Origin of the sequence: Enterococcus sp. DIV1316a, from assembly GCF_050536915.1 — a bacterium.
Classification (GTDB): Bacteria; Bacillota; Bacilli; order Lactobacillales; family Enterococcaceae; genus Enterococcus; species Enterococcus faecalis.
This window is the reverse complement of sequence record NZ_CP172913.1, coordinates 1917184-1932644: the sequence shown is the minus strand read 5'-3', so window position 1 is coordinate 1932644 and position 15461 is coordinate 1917184. Positions and strand designations below refer to the sequence as shown.

Sequence of the window (15461 nt, the reverse complement as noted above, 5' to 3'; positions counted from 1 at the left end):
CATGGCAAAAGATTTATTATTAGAAATTGGCTTAGAAGAAATGCCCGCACATGTTGTCACACCAAGCCGTATCCAACTTGAAGAAAAAGTAATCAAATTTTTAGATGAACATCATTTAGACTATGAAACAGTGCAATCCTTTGCCACACCTCGTCGTTTAGCCGTGAAAGTAACTGCGATTCCTGAAAAACAAGCGGATGTTGAAGAAGAAGTAAAAGGTCCAGCGAAAAAAATTGCTTTAGATGCTGAAGGAAATTGGTCAAAAGCTGCACAAGGTTTTGTACGCGGCCAAGGAGTTACAACTGAGGACATTGTTTTCAAAGAATTAAATGGTGTCGAATATGTCTATGTGACGAAGTTTACCAAAGGCCAAAGTGCCAAAGAGGTATTAACAAAATTAAATGACGTGATTACAAGTCTAACTTTCCCGGTAACAATGCACTGGGCAAACTATGATTTCGAATATATTCGTCCAATTCATTGGATTGTGGCACTACTTGATGATGAAGTAATTCCTTTCAACGTGTTAGACGTGACGACAGGGCAAACTTCTCGTGGCCACCGTTTCTTGGGAGACGATGTGACGTTCCAACACGCTAATGAATATGAAACAAAATTAAAAGAACAATTTGTAGTGGTTCAACCGAATGAACGGAAACAAATGATTGTTGATCAAGCGAACGCTCTCGCTGCAGAAAAAAATTGGCAGTTAGCTTTAGATGAAGAGTTATTGGAAGAAGTTACGAATTTAGTGGAATATCCAACTGCATTTGTAGGCAGTTTTGATGAAAAATATTTATCTGTTCCAGATGAAGTATTAGTGACTTCTATGAAAGAACACCAACGTTACTTTGAAGTTCGTAACGACCAAGGCTTATTAATGCCGCATTTTATCGCTGTTCGCAATGGGGATAATGTTCACCTTGAAAACGTGATTAAAGGAAATGAAAAAGTGTTAATTGCTCGTTTAGAAGATGCAGAATTCTTTTACAATGAAGATAAAAAATTAACGATTGAAGCATGTGTTGAAAAACTAAAAAATGTGACTTTCCATGAAAAGATTGGCTCAATTTATGAAAAAATGCAACGGGTTGCTTTAATTGCACAAATCATTGGTCGAAAAGTTGGCTTATCTGAGGATGAATTGGAAGATTTAAAACGTGCCTCTGAAATTTATAAATTTGACTTAGTAACAAATATGGTTGGTGAATTCCCAGAATTACAAGGAATTATGGGAGAAAAATATGCCTTATTACAAGGCGAAAAACCAGCCGTAGCAACGGCGATTCGAGAACATTATCTACCAACTTCCAGTGAAGGTGAATTGCCAGAAACAGCAATCGGGGCTGTTTTAGCCTTAGCCGATAAGCTTGACAGCGTCTTTTCATTCTTCTCAGTTGGTATGATTCCAACAGGTTCTAACGATCCTTATGCACTTCGTCGTCAAACCTATGGCGTTATCCGAATTATTGAAGATAAAGGCTGGACCTTCCCATTAGTTCAATTACAAACAGAAGTTGATGAAGCAGTGAATCAAGATGTTGAGAAATATGGCGTTTTACTAAACGAAGGACAAGCAGAAGTCGTTGAATTTGTGAAAGCTCGCTTACGTCAATTATTAATGACAAAAAATGTTCGCCATGACATTATCGATGCAGTGGTGTCTGCTGAGCAAGCCGATTTATCGAAATTATTTGCTTCAGCGAATATTTTAAAAAGCCGTTTTGAAGATCAAGATTTTAAACCATCAATGGAAGCCTTAACGCGTGTTATTAATTTAGCGAAAAAAGGTCAAGAACTTTTAGGTGATACTGAAGAAGGGATTGATCCAAGTCTGTTTGAAAATAAGGCAGAAAAAGAACTGTATCAAGCGGTTAACGATTTATCTGAAGCTTTTGCGACACGCACGATTGCAGAAAACTATGAAGCACTAGTAAATCTACGTCCGTTAATTGATGCGTACTTCAATGAAACGATGGTTATGGTTGAGGATGAAAAAGTCAAACAAAACCGATTAAAACAATTAATGCAAATTGCTAAAATGGCGTTATCAATTGCTAGCTTAGATTTATTAATTGTAAAATAAAAAGCGCTGTTTTTCGACCGCTAAGGAGGAACCGACAGCATGCTAGAAACAACGTTTGAACAAATTTTAACACAATTATCAAAGCCAGCTGTTCGTGTGCTAACGAATGAAAAAATCGACAGTGTGGATGAACTCTACGCACGAGGCCGAAAAGCGTTACTTTCGTTGCATGGCTTTGGTCCAAAGTCTATTCGAACTATTGAAGAGATGACTGGGAAAGAATTGAAGTAAAAAAAGGATCGCCGTTTAGAGGCGATCCTTTTTTTATTTACGTTTTTGTTTTCCAGCATTGCGACCTTTATTGCCGTTTGCTTTTGGTTGGTTCGTTTTTTGTGTTACTTTGTTTGTTTCTTTTGGTGTCACATCCTTAATAGGAGTAACCACTTGTTTTGGTGGGTTATTTTTCAATTCTTCTTGTACTTGTTTTTTAATTCTTGGACGTAAGAGGATATTTGTGATGGCAGATTGAATACATGTGAAAATACCACCAACTACCCAGTAAAGCGCTACGCCTGCAGGTGAGCTAAAGGACATGAAAACAATCATTAATGGTGAAACAATCAGCATTGATTTCATTGTTTTCTTTTGTTCTTCAGGAATACCAATCATTGAAATATAACCTTGAGCTAAATAGGCTAAACCAGCTAATGCCACTAAAATCATATTTGGTTGCCCTAAATTCATTCCTAAGAAGCTTGCCGTGGCAATACCTTTTGTATAACGAGCAGCAAAGAACAGAGAAGAGAAAATAGGCATTTGAATTAATAAAGGCAAACAACCAATTCCGCCAACCATACTCACATTGTTTTCTTTATAAATCTTTTGTAGTTCTGCTTGTGCGGCCATTTGTTCTTCACGCGTACTTGCTTGTTTCATTTTTGCTTGTGCAACATCCACTTGGGGTTTGATTGCTTGCATTTTTTCCGTTTGGATAAAGCTTTTTTTCGATTGATGTAAGCCTAACGGTAAAATAATGATCCGTACAATAATGGTGATAAAAATAATCGCCCAACCATAGTTCCAATTAAAGTTATCGACAAGATAAGTAATTGCATTACTCATCGGTAAAACAAGGAAGTTATAGACAAAACCTTCACCAGTTGGTTGTCCATCTGCTCCTGTTTTCACACAGCCTGATAAAAACATTACTAAAAATAGTAAGCCAGAGCCGTAAAGCCATCGGTTTAATTTACGCATGTAATTCGGTCCTTTTCTAAAAAATTTTTACATGGTTAACTATACTTGAAACAGCGCTCTTTTTCAATCAAAATCGAAAAGAAGCTCTTACAAAAATCAATAAAAAGCAGGAACTACTTGCTGTTCAAGGCTTCTTCCCAAAGAAATCAATCGTTAGAAAGTAAGTTTATTGAATCACTTTAAATTGTTCCGTTTCTTCTAACAAAGGGTCTTCTTGAATATCAACATACGTTACACGTCCCGCTGGACTGGGGGAATCTTTGATTTTTTTGATAAATGTTTCCATTATGTCTTCAGGTGCAATTGCTGTGATTGAAACGGACCCGTCGTCTTCGTTCTTCACCGAACCAGTGACACCTAATTGATCTGCCACCATTTTTGTCATGTAGCGGAAGCCAACACCTTGGACACGCCCTTGTACATTCATTCTTAGTTTTTCCATGAGAGACACTTCCTTTGCTTTTTTCTTTATGATAGCGATTTTTCTTGGTTCTAGCAAGTATCCAAGCAAGCTAGAAGCATGCTATAATACAAAGGCGAGGTGACTTATGAAAGAAATTACATCAACGAAAAATAACCAATTAAAAGAATGGAAAAAATTACACAAAAAGAAGTACCGAGAAGAACTGAACCAATATATAATAGAAGGATTTCATTTAGTTGAAGAAGCTGTGAAGGCCAATGCCGATGTCCAGTGGATTTTGTTTAACCAAAGAGGTCAACAAGAATGGGGAACTTGGTTAGCTGAACAAGAAACAGAAAAATTAATTTTTGTTAGTGATGAGGTTTTAAATAGCTTGTCGGAGCTGCCAACTTCACAAGGAATTTTGGCAATTGTCACCTTGGAAACGCAACAAGAGCAGTCGCTTTCTTTTAAAGGTGGTTGGTTACTTTTAGATAATATCCAAGACCCTGGTAATGTTGGTACGATGATTCGCACAGCTGATGCAGCGGGTTTAGCAGGCGTGATTTTAGGTAAGGGCACAGCAGATATTTACAATACAAAAGTGTTGCGCTCAATGCAGGGAAGCCACTATCATTTACCAGTTCTCCAACGAGAGTTGACTGAAGTGGTTCAGGCATTCAAGAAGCAAGGTCTACCAGTTTTCGGTACAGAACTAAATGAAGCTGCGATTGCTTATTATGAACAAGAGGCAGTGGAAAATTATGCGTTGATTTTAGGCAATGAAGGTAGCGGGGTTTCGCCAGAATTGTTAGCAGAAACCACGAAAAATCTTTATATTCCAATGAAAGGTCAAGCAGAATCATTGAATGTCGCTATCGCAGCGGGCGTGTTAATGTTTTATTTTGAAAATAATCAATAACAGAAATGAGTGTCAAAAAATGCTGACTATCAAAAAGACAACCCAGTTAACAGAAAAAGAATTAGAAACCATTATGGCTATTTGGCTGCAAACGAATCTAGAAGCTCATCCATTTGTCGCGCCAACTTATTGGCAAGAAAATAAAGCATTTGTCCGCACTGCGTTACCAAAAGCAACACTGATCTTAGCAGAAGAAGAGGATCAGATAATTGGGTTTTTAGGATTAATGGATAACTATATCGCAGGAATTTTTATAAAAAAAGCGTTTCAAGGGAAGGGCATCGGTCAGAAATTACTGCAAGTAGCAAAAGAAGAACAGGACCTCTTATCTTTGGCTGTTTACAGGAAAAATCAAGCAGCTTATGCCTTTTATCAAAAACAAGGCTTTGTCCAACAAAAGCGAACCATCGATGAAACGGGAAACGAAGAATGTCATCTTGTTTGGCAAGCGCATTAGGAGCGACATTTCTAGTTTTAAGGCTTGCTATTTTTCTGAAAATATCTTATACTGTTAAAGGTGTGATTTTCACACACGAAATCCACATTCTTTTCCATCTGCGAAGTGGTGCTACTACGGTAGTTCTTCAAGGAGTTGACGAAAAGAAGAGGAAAATAAAAACCAAACTGGAGGAAACACAACATGGCAGTAATTTCTATGAAACAATTACTAGAAGCCGGCGTACACTTTGGTCACCAAACTCGTCGCTGGAACCCAAAAATGAAGAAATATATCTTCACAGAAAGAAACGGTATCTACATCATTGACTTACAAAAAACAGTGAAATTAGTAGATGCAGCTTACGATTACATGAAAAACGTTGCAGAAGAAGGCGGCGTTGCTTTATTCGTAGGAACTAAAAAACAAGCACAAGAAGCAATCAAAGATGAAGCAATCCGCGCTGGTCAATACTATGTAAACCATCGTTGGTTAGGTGGTACGTTAACTAACTGGGATACAATCCAAAAACGTATTGCTCGCTTGAAAAAAATCAATGCAATGGAAGAAGACGGCACTTTCGAAGTTTTACCTAAGAAAGAAGTTGCTGGCTTAAACAAAGAACGTGAACGTTTAGAAAAATTCTTAGGTGGTATCGCTGATATGCCAAGAATTCCAGATGTAATGTACATCGTTGACCCACGTAAAGAACGCATTGCTGTTCAAGAAGCACACAAATTAAACATTCCAATCGTTGCAATGGTTGATACAAACTGTGATCCTGATGAGATCGATGTTGTAATCCCTTCAAATGATGATGCAATCCGCGCTGTGAAATTAATCACTGCTAAAATGGCTGACGCTTTCATCGAAGGTAACCAAGGGGAAGACCAAGCAACTGAAGAGTTATTCGTTGAAGAAACACCAGAAGCAACTTCAATCGAAGAAATCGTTGATGTTGTTGAAGGAAATAACGAATCAGCTGAATAATAATGATTACGGAGCTGTCTCAAAGGCTAGGCGACAAAAAGCCTGATTCTCCTTTGAGATAGCTTTTTTAAAAAGAATTGATAATATCCGAGGAGGACACAAATAATGGCAGACGTTACAGCTAAAATGGTAAAAGAATTACGCGATATGACTGGCGTTGGAATGATGGACGCTAAAAAAGCATTAGTAAAAGTAGAAGGCGACATGGAAAAAGCCGTAGACTTTTTACGTGAAAATGGTATGGCTAAAGCAGCGAAGAAAAATGACCGCATTGCGGCTGAAGGTTTAGCAAACGTAGCAACTGTAGGTAACGTTGCAGCAATCGTTGAAGTAAACTCAGAAACTGACTTCGTTTCTAAAAACGAAATGTTCCAAGATTTAGTTAAAGATATTGCGACTAAAGTTGCTGAAAACAAACCAGCTACGATGGAAGAAGCAATGGCTATTAAAACTGAAAAAGGCACAATCGAATCTGATTTAATCGAAGCAACAACTGTTATCGGTGAAAAAATCAGCTTCCGTCGTTTTGAAGTTGTCGAAAAAGCTGACAATGCTGCATTTGGCGCTTACTTACACATGGGTGGCCGTATTGCTGTATTAACAGTTATCGATGGCACAACTGACGAAGAAGTAGCGAAAGATGTTGCTATGCACATCGCGGCAATCAACCCTCGCTATGTCAATGAATCTCAAATTCCTCAAGAAGAATTAGAACACGAAAAAGCTGTGTTAACTGAACAAGCATTAAACGAAGGTAAACCAGCAAATATCGTTGAAAAAATGGTTGTTGGTCGTCTACAAAAATTCAAAGCAGAAATCGCTTTGGTTGACCAACCATTTGTTAAAGATCCAGATATGACTGTCGAAAAATTTGTTGCTTCTAAAGGCGGCGAAGTGAAATCATTCGTACGTTTTGAAGTTGGCGAAGGTATCGAAAAACGTGAAGATAACTTTGCGGATGAAGTAATGAGCCAAATGAAAAACTAAGAGCATCAAACGCTCGGTTGAAAAGCCGTGAATCATAAGTATCTAAACAGACAGCGATCCCCAAAGGAAGCTGCATAAATTGATTACTGCTTGATTCAAGGCAGTCTTTCAGCCATTTGGGAACGCATAACTTTGATATGCGCTCCCTTTTTTTAGGCAAAACCAGTGGATCGCACTGCTTGGTCTAAAAAATCATTTTGGTGAAAAGTCATCTAAATGAGGAATTGAATGATTTTTAGAGAATCTTGGAGGGAATTATGATGGTTAAACCTAAGTATCAACGTGTCGTATTAAAGTTAAGTGGAGAAGCGCTAGCCGGAGAAGACGGTTTTGGCATTAAACCACCAGTCATTAAAGAAATCGTCCAAGAAATTAAAGAGGTCCATGAATTAGGTATCGAAATGGCCATCGTGGTTGGCGGCGGAAACATCTGGCGTGGACAAATTGGTGCTCAAATGGGCATGGAACGTGCACAAGCAGATTATATGGGCATGTTAGCTACTGTGATGAATGCCTTAGCATTGCAAGATACATTAGAAAATCTTGGTGTGCCTACACGTGTTCAAACATCAATTGAAATGCGTCAAATTGCAGAACCATACATTCGTCGTCGTGCAGAACGTCATTTAGAAAAAGGCCGCGTTGTTATTTTTGCCGGAGGAACAGGAAATCCTTACTTCTCGACAGATACAACGGCTGCGTTACGAGCTGCAGAAGTAGATGCGGACGTCATCTTAATGGCGAAGAACAATGTTGATGGTGTTTATTCTGCAGATCCACGTGTGGATGAAACAGCGACAAAATTTGAAGAACTAACACATTTAGATGTTATTTCTAAAGGGCTGCAAGTAATGGATTCAACAGCAAGCTCATTAAGTATGGATAACGATATTCCTTTAGTTGTCTTTAACCTAAATGAAGCAGGAAATATCCGTCGTGCCATCCTTGGTGAAAATATCGGAACAACTGTAAGGGGGAAATAAAGAATGTCTAAAGAAGTTTTAGCAACAGCCAAAGAAAAAATGACAAAAGCGGAAGAAAGCTTACGCCGTGAATTAGGTCAAATTCGTGCTGGTCGTGCGAACGCAAGTCTATTAGACCGTATTCAAGTAGAATATTATGGTGCACCAACACCAGTTAACCAATTAGCAAGTATCAATATCCCAGAAGCACGTGTATTAATGATTACACCGTTTGACAAAAATTCTATCGCTGACATTGAAAAAGCTATTCAAATGAGTGATATCGGCATTAGCCCAACCAATGATGGAAATGTCATCCGTTTAGTGATTCCACAATTAACGGAAGAACGTCGGAAAGAATTAGCCAAAGACGTGAAAAAAGAAGCGGAAAACTCAAAAGTTGCTGTCCGTAACGTTCGTCGTGATGCAATGGATGAGTTGAAAAAAGCTCAAAAAAATGGCGACATCACTGAAGATGAATTACGTTCATTTGAAAAAGATGTTCAAAAATTAACAGATGATAGCATCAAAAATATCGATGCGATTACTGCTGAAAAAGAACAAGAACTTTTAGAAGTATAAAACCAATCACTAATAAAAATTATTGAATCCAGAGAAGCAAATGCTCTGGATTTTTTTGTATAGATGATGAAGGCGTATCTCAACGCTCTCTTTGCGAAAGTCATTCTAAAGTAATTATCCAAGAAAACGCTTTCTTGAATAAATTTTTTTATTCTACCAGAATTTTTTTCTTTGTGTAGGGAGGATCACTTAAAAATATAGAGAAACTTTGAAATATCAGCCTTTTAAAATTTTCCTTCACAAATTGAATCCTAAAATTTGATGATAAGAGTTGTTATTTTTAGCAATTGTAATTTGCGATTCATTCTCAATTAGGCTAAAATGAGTGAGAACGGAAAAACGATTAAAACAAGTTGGAGGGAATTGTACATGTCTGTGTTAGAAATCAAAAATTTACACGTATCAATTGAAGATAAAAAGATTCTAAAAGGAGTCGATTTAACAATTAATACTGGAGAAATCCATGCAATTATGGGACCTAATGGAACTGGTAAATCTACTTTATCAGCAGCAATTATGGGAAATCCTAACTACGAAGTCACAGAAGGAGAAATTCTGTTTGACGGCGTCAACGTTTTAGATTTAGAAGTAGACGAACGCGCTCGCTTAGGCTTATTCTTAGCAATGCAATACCCAAGTGAAATTCCAGGGATTACCAACGCTGAATTCATGCGTGCAGCAATCAATGCAAAACGTGACGAAGACAACAAAATGTCAGTCATGCAGTTCTTAAAAAAATTAGATAGCAAAATGGAATTATTAAATATGCCTGAAGAAATGGCTGAGCGTTACTTAAACGAAGGTTTTTCTGGCGGCGAGAAAAAACGAAATGAAATTTTACAATTATTGATGTTAGAGCCAACGTTTGCCATTTTAGATGAAATTGATTCAGGCTTAGATATCGATGCGTTAAAAGTAGTTTCTAAAGGGGTTAATGAAATGCGCGGCGAGAACTTTGGTGCGTTAATTATTACCCATTACCAACGCTTATTGAACTATATCACGCCGGATGTTGTTCATATCATGATGGAAGGCCGCGTTGTGAAAACCGGTGGGGCTGATTTGGCAAAACGTTTAGAAACAGAAGGCTATGCTGGTATCAGCCAAGAATTAGGTATTGATTACAAAGAAGAAGCGTAAGGAGGACAAGATAAATGAAAAAAGTAAATCTAATGGATTATCTTGACGAAGTCACCGCTTTTTCACTAGAACATGAAGAACCAGCTTGGATGACTGAATTGCGAACAACGGCTTTAAGAAACGCTGACGAAAGTGAGTTACCACATATTGATCGTGTGAAATTTCATCGTTGGCCTTTATTAAATGTTCACATGGAAAGTTATGTGCCTTCTGAAGGAAATGTCGCAAGTTTTGATCAAATGAAAGACAATCCTTTAATTGTTCAACAAGGATCTTTTCATGCTTTTGAGCAATTGCCAGCCTCATTAGCGGAACAAGGGGTAATTTTTACAGACATTTTTACTGCTTTACAAGAGCACCCAGAATTAGTTAAAGAATACTATATGACTAAAGCCGTATTACCAGAAGAAGATAAGCTGACAGCAGCTCATGCAGCTTTCATGAATAGTGGCGTTTTCTTATACGTTCCTAAAAACGTAGTGATTGAAGAGCCAATTGAATCTTTGTTTATTCAGGATTCAGATAGCAACCAACCTTTCTTTAAACATGTTTTAATCGTTGCAGATAATCATAGTGAATTCAGTTATTTAGAACGTTTTCAATCAACTGGTCATCACGCAGAGAAAGCTTCTGGAAATATCGTTGTGGAAGTGATTGCGAAAGATGGCGCAAAAGTTAAATACTCAGCCGTGGATCAATTAGGGCAAACTGTAACGACTTATATGAATCGTCGTGGCTATATTATGCGGGATGCCTCTGTTGATTGGGCTCTAGGCGTCATGAATGATGGCGATGTTGTGGCTGATTTTGATTCTGATTTAGTTGGCGAAGGCGCTCATTCAGAAGTTAAAGTTGTTGCAATTAGTGCAGGTAAACAAACACAAGGCATCGACACACGAGTGACAAACAAAGCGCCACATTCGATTGGTCATATTTTACAACATGGAGTCATTCGTGAACGTGGTACTTTAACGTTTAACGGAATTGGCCACATTTTAAAAGGCGCAAAAGGAGCCGACGCACAGCAAGAAAGTCGTGTTTTAATGCTGTCTGATAAAGCTCGTGGTGATGCCAATCCAATTCTTTTAATTGATGAAAATGAAGTGACTGCCGGACACGCAGCCAGCGTTGGTCGAGTAGATCCAGAAGAAATGTATTATTTAATGAGCCGCGGCTTGCGTAAAGAAGAAGCGGAACGTTTGGTGATTCGTGGCTTCCTAGGTTCTGTCATTACAGCAATTCCAGTTAAAGAAGTACAAAATGAATTTGTAGAAGTAATTGAAGGGAAGTTAAACGCATGATGGATGCAGCAACCATTCGTCAATCGTTTCCTATTTTATTTCAAGAAGTTAATGATGAACCGCTAGTTTATTTAGACAATGCTGCAACAACCCAAAAACCAACGGCAGTGTTAGATGTTTTACGACATTATTATGAAACCGATAATGCCAATGTTCATCGTGGGGTGCACACGTTAGCCGAACGAGCAACGAAGGACTATGAAGCCTCCCGCGAAAAGGTTCGCCAATTTATCCATGCCAAAGAAACAGCGGAAGTTTTATTTACACGAGGAACAACAACCAGTTTGAATTGGATTGCCAAAAGTTATGGTGACTTGGCAGTTACAGCCGGGGATGAAATCGTCATATCTTACATGGAACATCATTCAAACATTATTCCCTGGCAACAATTAGCCCAACGTACAGGAGCCATTTTGAAGTATATAGACGTCACTGAAGACGGCTTTTTAGACATGGCAAGTGCACGTCAACAAATTACAGAAAAAACGAAAATTGTTTCGATTGCTCATGTTTCAAATGTGTTAGGGGTCATTAATCCAATCGAAGAATTAACACAATTAGCTCATCAAAATGGCGCTGTGATGGTGGTAGACGGCGCGCAAACAGTTCCTCATATGCCTGTGGACGTTCAAGCCATCGATGCTGATTTTTATGCATTTAGTGGTCACAAAATGTGTGGACCAACTGGAATTGGTGTCCTTTATGGCAAACGTCATTTATTGGAACAAATGGAACCTGTGGAATTTGGTGGCGAAATGATTGACTTTGTTCATCTTCAAGAAAGTACTTGGAAAGAGCTTCCATGGAAATTTGAAGCTGGCACACCTAATATTGCTGGGGCAATTGCCTTAGGTGCCGCCATTGATTATTTAACAGAAATTGGTTTAGAGGCCATTCATCAACATGAAGCAGCCCTTGTTCACTATGTTTTGCCGAAGTTGCAAGCTATCGAGGGCTTGACGATTTATGGTCCACAGAATCCAAAAGACCACACAGGTGTGATTGCTTTTAATATTGACGGTTTACATCCACATGATGTGGCTACGGCGTTAGATATGGAAGGGGTCGCTGTCAGAGCGGGTCACCATTGCGCGCAACCGCTATTAAACTATTTGAGCGTGCCAGCAACCGCACGGGCAAGTTTTTATTTATACAATACCAAAGAAGACGCAGATCGCTTAGTTGAAGCGATTAAAGCGACAAAGGAGTTTTTCCAGCATGGCACTTTCTAAATTAGATAACTTATATCGCCAAGTCATTTTGGACCATTCTAGCCACCCACATCACCACGGAACGCTAGATGCGTCTAGCCAAACAATTGAACTGAATAATCCTACTTGTGGAGATGTGATTGAACTGGATGTGGCCATTGAAGACGGTGTGATTAAAGATATCGCCTTTCAAGGAAGTGGCTGTTCTATCAGTACAGCAAGTGCTAGTATGATGACTGATGCGGTATTAGGAAAAACAATCGCCGAAGCAACGGCCTTAGCAGAGGATTTTTCTCAACTTGTTCAAGGAAATGAAGTGGCCGAAGATGAAAAATTAGGCGATGCAGCAATGTTAAGCGGCGTAGCTAAATTTCCAGCTCGGATCAAATGTGCAACCTTGGCTTGGAAAGCCTTAGAGCAGGCTGTTGCTAATAACGGCCAAGGCGAAGCCGGTCATTTACATTGTGAAAAATAAAGAAAGGGTGACGACGAATTGAGTACAGTACCTGAATTAGAAGAATATAAATTTGGCTTTCACGACGATGTGGAACCAGTCTTTAGTACCGGAGACGGCCTAACAGAAGACGTCGTTCGCGAAATTTCTCGCGTGAAAGGCGAACCAGAATGGATGCTTGACTTCCGTTTAAAATCGTTAGAACAATTCAATAAAATGCCCATGCAAGAATGGGGTCCAGACCTGTCAGATATTGACTTTAGTAAAATTAAATATTACCAAAAACCGAGTGACAAACCCGCACGCGATTGGGATGATGTACCTGATAAAATCAAAGAAACCTTTGAAAAAATTGGGATTCCTGAAGCTGAGCGTGCTTATCTAGCTGGGGCTTCTGCTCAATATGAATCAGAAGTTGTTTACCACAACATGAAAGAAGAATTTGAAAAATTAGGCATCATTTTTACAGATACTGACTCTGCTTTAAAAGAATATCCTGATTTATTCAAAGAGTATTTTTCAAAACTTGTGCCGCCAACAGATAATAAACTGGCCGCTTTAAACTCAGCTGTTTGGTCAGGTGGAACCTTTATTTATGTACCAAAAGGCGTTCGAGTCGATGTACCATTACAAACATATTTCCGAATCAACGCTGAAAATACCGGCCAATTTGAACGGACCTTGATTATTGTCGATGAAGGGGCCAGCGTTCACTATGTCGAAGGCTGTACGGCACCCACGTATTCAAGTAACAGCTTGCATGCGGCCATCGTAGAAATTTTCACTAGAAAAGATGCTTATTGTCGTTATACCACTATTCAAAACTGGTCAGATAACGTCTACAACTTAGTAACCAAACGTGCTAAAGCTTACGAAGGTGCCACTGTCGAATGGATTGATGGGAACCTAGGAGCTAAAACAACCATGAAATACCCAAGCGTTTACTTAGATGGCAAAGGTGCCCGTGGCACGATGTTATCGATTGCCTTTGCTGGTGCTAACCAAATCCAAGATACTGGGGCCAAAATGATTCACAATGCGCCGAATACCTCTAGCTCAATTGTTTCAAAATCAATTGCTAAAGACGGCGGCGAAGTTAACTACCGTGGCCAAGTGACTTTTGGCAAAGACAGCGCAGGCTCGATTTCCCACATCGAATGTGACACGATTATCATGGACGAAAAATCAAAATCAGATACAATTCCATTTAACGAAATCCATAACAGCCAAGTGTCCTTAGAACACGAAGCCAAAGTTTCAAAAATTTCTGAAGAACAATTATATTATCTAATGAGTCGCGGCTTGTCTGAAGCCGAAGCGACAGAAATGATTGTTATGGGCTTTGTTGAACCATTTACGAAAGAATTACCGATGGAATATGCGGTTGAGTTGAATCGGTTGATTAGTTATGAGATGGAAGGCAGTGTAGGTTAAACCTGTTATAGGAGCTAGAACCCTTGATGTATAAGGATTCTAGCTTTTTTATTTTGCCTTGATATTAGAAATGACCAGGTTTTGACTAGCTTTTTTACTGATGAGCCATCATATCAGCAAACTCTTGTCCCGTTTTCTTAGGTGCGTTGTTTGTAATGTGTGCATAGATGTCTAATGTCACTTTACTATTTTCATGCCCTAATCGTTGTTGAACTACCTTAACAGATTCTCCAGCTTCTAATAGCAAACTAGCATGGGTATGTCTGAACCCATGAGGCGTAATACGAGGTAAGTTATACTTTTTCAAAATATATCTTAACCAATCATTCACAGTGTTTGGAATGTATAGCGTGTTTTTAAGTGTTGTAAAAACATATTGCTCTTCTGAGCTCGTATTATAGCCTAGTTTAAGATATTCAGTTTTTTGTTGCATCTTCCAGTCATTTAAGATTGCTAAAGTCCCTTTATCAAGAGAAATCGTTCTCCTTGAGGCTTTGGTTTTAGGTGTTTGGATTATGATATTCTTATGTTCATCAATCGCAACTGTTTTGTTAACATGCAGTTCCTTATTAAACATATCAATATCTTTCCACTGTAATGCAAGAACTTCGCTTTTTCTCATCCCAGTATATGCTAGTAATCTGAAGAAAGCATATTGCTTAGTGTTTCCAAAGTCCTTGAATGCATTTAGCAAGGTATTCAATTCATCCTTAGTATAGAACTTTCGTTTTTCCTCATACTCTTTATGCTTAGGACGCATTGTTTTTCTCATAGGGTTACTATCAATATATTCCATAGAAACGCCATAGGCTAAAATTTGTCCAGTCTGTTTTCGAATAGAATCCCACATCTTATATTTTGCATGCCATTTGCTTAAGACTTTCTGGCAGTATGGGACAGAAATATCCGTTAACTTCAACTTACCAAACTCAGGCAGTATTTGATTTTTAGCAAACCTAACAGATATAGCTACTGTCGAAGGTTTAACACTTGATCGTTGATGGGTTATCCATTCTTCATACAAGTCCTCGAAAGTCATATCAGAAGCTTTCTTCTTGACCCCGTACTTTATCTCGTATGCTAGTTCATCAAGTGATTTTTTTGCATCTTGCCTAGTTTTAAAGCCTCTACGTGTGGTATTTACTTTTTCTCCAGTTCGTGGATCAGTGGCTACATGTCCTTTGAACATCCATGCTACTTGACCGTTATTCTTTTTGTACTTTGATATTTTTGCCATTTTCTTTCCTCCTAGGTATCGGTCAATAGATATAGTCTATTGGGAGCAATAGTAGGAGTAAATCTAAGTATTAATTTCTGTTTATTTTAAGATGTTACGCTTAGTATCGCTCCATCTTA

General features: G+C 38.6%; 16 protein-coding genes. 13 read left to right on the top strand and 3 right to left on the bottom strand.

Annotated elements, in window-relative coordinates:
• Nucleotide 1: 1 nt before the first annotated feature.
• Both glyS and IGL56_RS09210 read left to right on the top strand, forming a co-directional pair.
• On the top strand, nucleotides 2-2086 hold the full coding sequence (glyS, locus tag IGL56_RS09215) for a glycine--tRNA ligase subunit beta (protein ID WP_002356751.1): 2085 nt from the start codon (nucleotides 2-4) through the stop codon (nucleotides 2084-2086).
• Nucleotides 2087-2125: 39 nt separating this feature from the next.
• A complete protein-coding gene (locus IGL56_RS09210) occupies nucleotides 2126-2317 on the top strand; it encodes a hypothetical protein (RefSeq protein WP_065813695.1) in 192 nt (63 codons plus the stop codon).
• A 33-nt stretch (nucleotides 2318-2350) separates the two neighbouring features.
• Here IGL56_RS09210 and yidC read toward each other — a convergent pair whose 3' ends face one another.
• Together yidC and IGL56_RS09200 are read right to left on the bottom strand one after the other, a co-directional pair.
• The gene (gene yidC / locus IGL56_RS09205; RefSeq protein ID WP_002356755.1) at nucleotides 2351-3283 is read right to left on the bottom strand and encodes a membrane protein insertase YidC; all 933 of its coding nucleotides are present in this window, start codon (nucleotides 3281-3283) and stop codon (nucleotides 2351-2353) included.
• 166 nt (nucleotides 3284-3449) lie between these two features.
• Nucleotides 3450-3725, bottom strand: a complete 276-nt coding sequence (locus IGL56_RS09200; RefSeq protein WP_002356756.1) for an acylphosphatase — start codon at nucleotides 3723-3725, stop codon at nucleotides 3450-3452.
• A gap of 106 nt (nucleotides 3726-3831) precedes the next feature.
• Here IGL56_RS09200 and IGL56_RS09195 point away from each other — a divergent pair, with 106 nt between their 5' ends.
• The 11 genes from IGL56_RS09195 to sufB all read left to right on the top strand — a co-directional run bounded on the left by IGL56_RS09195 (nucleotide 3832) and on the right by sufB (nucleotide 14105).
• Nucleotides 3832-4608, top strand: a complete 777-nt coding sequence (locus tag IGL56_RS09195) for a TrmH family RNA methyltransferase (protein WP_002356757.1) — start codon at nucleotides 3832-3834, stop codon at nucleotides 4606-4608.
• Between the two features lie 19 nt (nucleotides 4609-4627).
• On the top strand, nucleotides 4628-5065 hold the full coding sequence (locus IGL56_RS09190; protein ID WP_002356758.1) for a GNAT family N-acetyltransferase: 438 nt from the start codon (nucleotides 4628-4630) through the stop codon (nucleotides 5063-5065).
• Nucleotides 5066-5248: 183 nt separating this feature from the next.
• The gene (rpsB, locus tag IGL56_RS09185) at nucleotides 5249-6034 is read left to right on the top strand and encodes a 30S ribosomal protein S2 (protein ID WP_002356759.1); all 786 of its coding nucleotides are present in this window, start codon (nucleotides 5249-5251) and stop codon (nucleotides 6032-6034) included.
• Between the two features lie 105 nt (nucleotides 6035-6139).
• Nucleotides 6140-7021, top strand: a complete 882-nt coding sequence (gene tsf, locus IGL56_RS09180) for a translation elongation factor Ts (protein WP_002356760.1) — start codon at nucleotides 6140-6142, stop codon at nucleotides 7019-7021.
• 260 nt (nucleotides 7022-7281) lie between these two features.
• On the top strand, nucleotides 7282-8004 hold the full coding sequence (gene pyrH / locus IGL56_RS09175) for a UMP kinase (protein WP_002356761.1): 723 nt from the start codon (nucleotides 7282-7284) through the stop codon (nucleotides 8002-8004).
• A gap of 3 nt (nucleotides 8005-8007) precedes the next feature.
• Entirely contained in the window at nucleotides 8008-8565 is a 558-nt protein-coding gene (frr, locus tag IGL56_RS09170; RefSeq protein WP_002356762.1) for a ribosome recycling factor, read from the top strand.
• Nucleotides 8566-8934: 369 nt separating this feature from the next.
• Nucleotides 8935-9705, top strand: a complete 771-nt coding sequence (gene sufC, locus IGL56_RS09165; protein ID WP_002356763.1) for a Fe-S cluster assembly ATPase SufC — start codon at nucleotides 8935-8937, stop codon at nucleotides 9703-9705.
• Nucleotides 9706-9719: 14 nt separating this feature from the next.
• On the top strand, nucleotides 9720-11006 hold the full coding sequence (sufD, locus tag IGL56_RS09160) for a Fe-S cluster assembly protein SufD (RefSeq protein WP_002364433.1): 1287 nt from the start codon (nucleotides 9720-9722) through the stop codon (nucleotides 11004-11006).
• Complete coding sequence (locus IGL56_RS09155) at nucleotides 11003-12238, top strand: cysteine desulfurase (protein WP_430599751.1); 1236 nt, start codon at nucleotides 11003-11005, stop codon at nucleotides 12236-12238. Before sufD ends, IGL56_RS09155 begins: the two co-directional genes overlap by 4 nt.
• Nucleotides 12225-12692 carry a Fe-S cluster assembly sulfur transfer protein SufU gene (gene sufU, locus IGL56_RS09150; protein WP_002356768.1) on the top strand — a complete coding sequence of 156 codons (468 nt, stop codon included), beginning with the start codon at nucleotides 12225-12227 and terminating at the stop codon, nucleotides 12690-12692. The genes IGL56_RS09155 and sufU overlap by 14 nt, the downstream gene beginning before the upstream one ends.
• Before the next feature lie 18 nt (nucleotides 12693-12710).
• The gene (gene sufB / locus IGL56_RS09145; protein ID WP_002356769.1) at nucleotides 12711-14105 is read left to right on the top strand and encodes a Fe-S cluster assembly protein SufB; all 1395 of its coding nucleotides are present in this window, start codon (nucleotides 12711-12713) and stop codon (nucleotides 14103-14105) included.
• 94 nt (nucleotides 14106-14199) lie between these two features.
• Here the strand turns inward: sufB and IGL56_RS09140 are convergent, their stop codons facing one another.
• Entirely contained in the window at nucleotides 14200-15342 is a 1143-nt protein-coding gene (locus IGL56_RS09140; protein WP_429861317.1) for a tyrosine-type recombinase/integrase, read from the bottom strand.
• Nucleotides 15343-15461: the final 119 nt, after the last annotated feature.

Coding starts and splice junctions, on each gene's coding strand:
- IGL56_RS09210 (WP_065813695.1), top strand. CDS start 2,126: ATGCTAGAAACAACGTTTGAACAAATTTTAACACAATTATCAAAGCCA.
- IGL56_RS09190 (WP_002356758.1), top strand. CDS start 4,628: ATGCTGACTATCAAAAAGACAACCCAGTTAACAGAAAAAGAATTAGAA.
- yidC (WP_002356755.1), bottom strand. CDS start 3,283: ATGCGTAAATTAAACCGATGGCTTTACGGCTCTGGCTTACTATTTTTA.
- sufD (WP_002364433.1), top strand. CDS start 9,720: ATGAAAAAAGTAAATCTAATGGATTATCTTGACGAAGTCACCGCTTTT.
- IGL56_RS09200 (WP_002356756.1), bottom strand. CDS start 3,725: ATGGAAAAACTAAGAATGAATGTACAAGGGCGTGTCCAAGGTGTTGGC.
- tsf (WP_002356760.1), top strand. CDS start 6,140: ATGGCAGACGTTACAGCTAAAATGGTAAAAGAATTACGCGATATGACT.
- IGL56_RS09195 (WP_002356757.1), top strand. CDS start 3,832: ATGAAAGAAATTACATCAACGAAAAATAACCAATTAAAAGAATGGAAA.
- sufU (WP_002356768.1), top strand. CDS start 12,225: ATGGCACTTTCTAAATTAGATAACTTATATCGCCAAGTCATTTTGGAC.
- rpsB (WP_002356759.1), top strand. CDS start 5,249: ATGGCAGTAATTTCTATGAAACAATTACTAGAAGCCGGCGTACACTTT.
- frr (WP_002356762.1), top strand. CDS start 8,008: ATGTCTAAAGAAGTTTTAGCAACAGCCAAAGAAAAAATGACAAAAGCG.
- sufC (WP_002356763.1), top strand. CDS start 8,935: ATGTCTGTGTTAGAAATCAAAAATTTACACGTATCAATTGAAGATAAA.
- pyrH (WP_002356761.1), top strand. CDS start 7,282: ATGGTTAAACCTAAGTATCAACGTGTCGTATTAAAGTTAAGTGGAGAA.
- glyS (WP_002356751.1), top strand. CDS start 2: ATGGCAAAAGATTTATTATTAGAAATTGGCTTAGAAGAAATGCCCGCA.
- IGL56_RS09140 (WP_429861317.1), bottom strand. CDS start 15,342: ATGGCAAAAATATCAAAGTACAAAAAGAATAACGGTCAAGTAGCATGG.
- IGL56_RS09155 (WP_430599751.1), top strand. CDS start 11,003: ATGATGGATGCAGCAACCATTCGTCAATCGTTTCCTATTTTATTTCAA.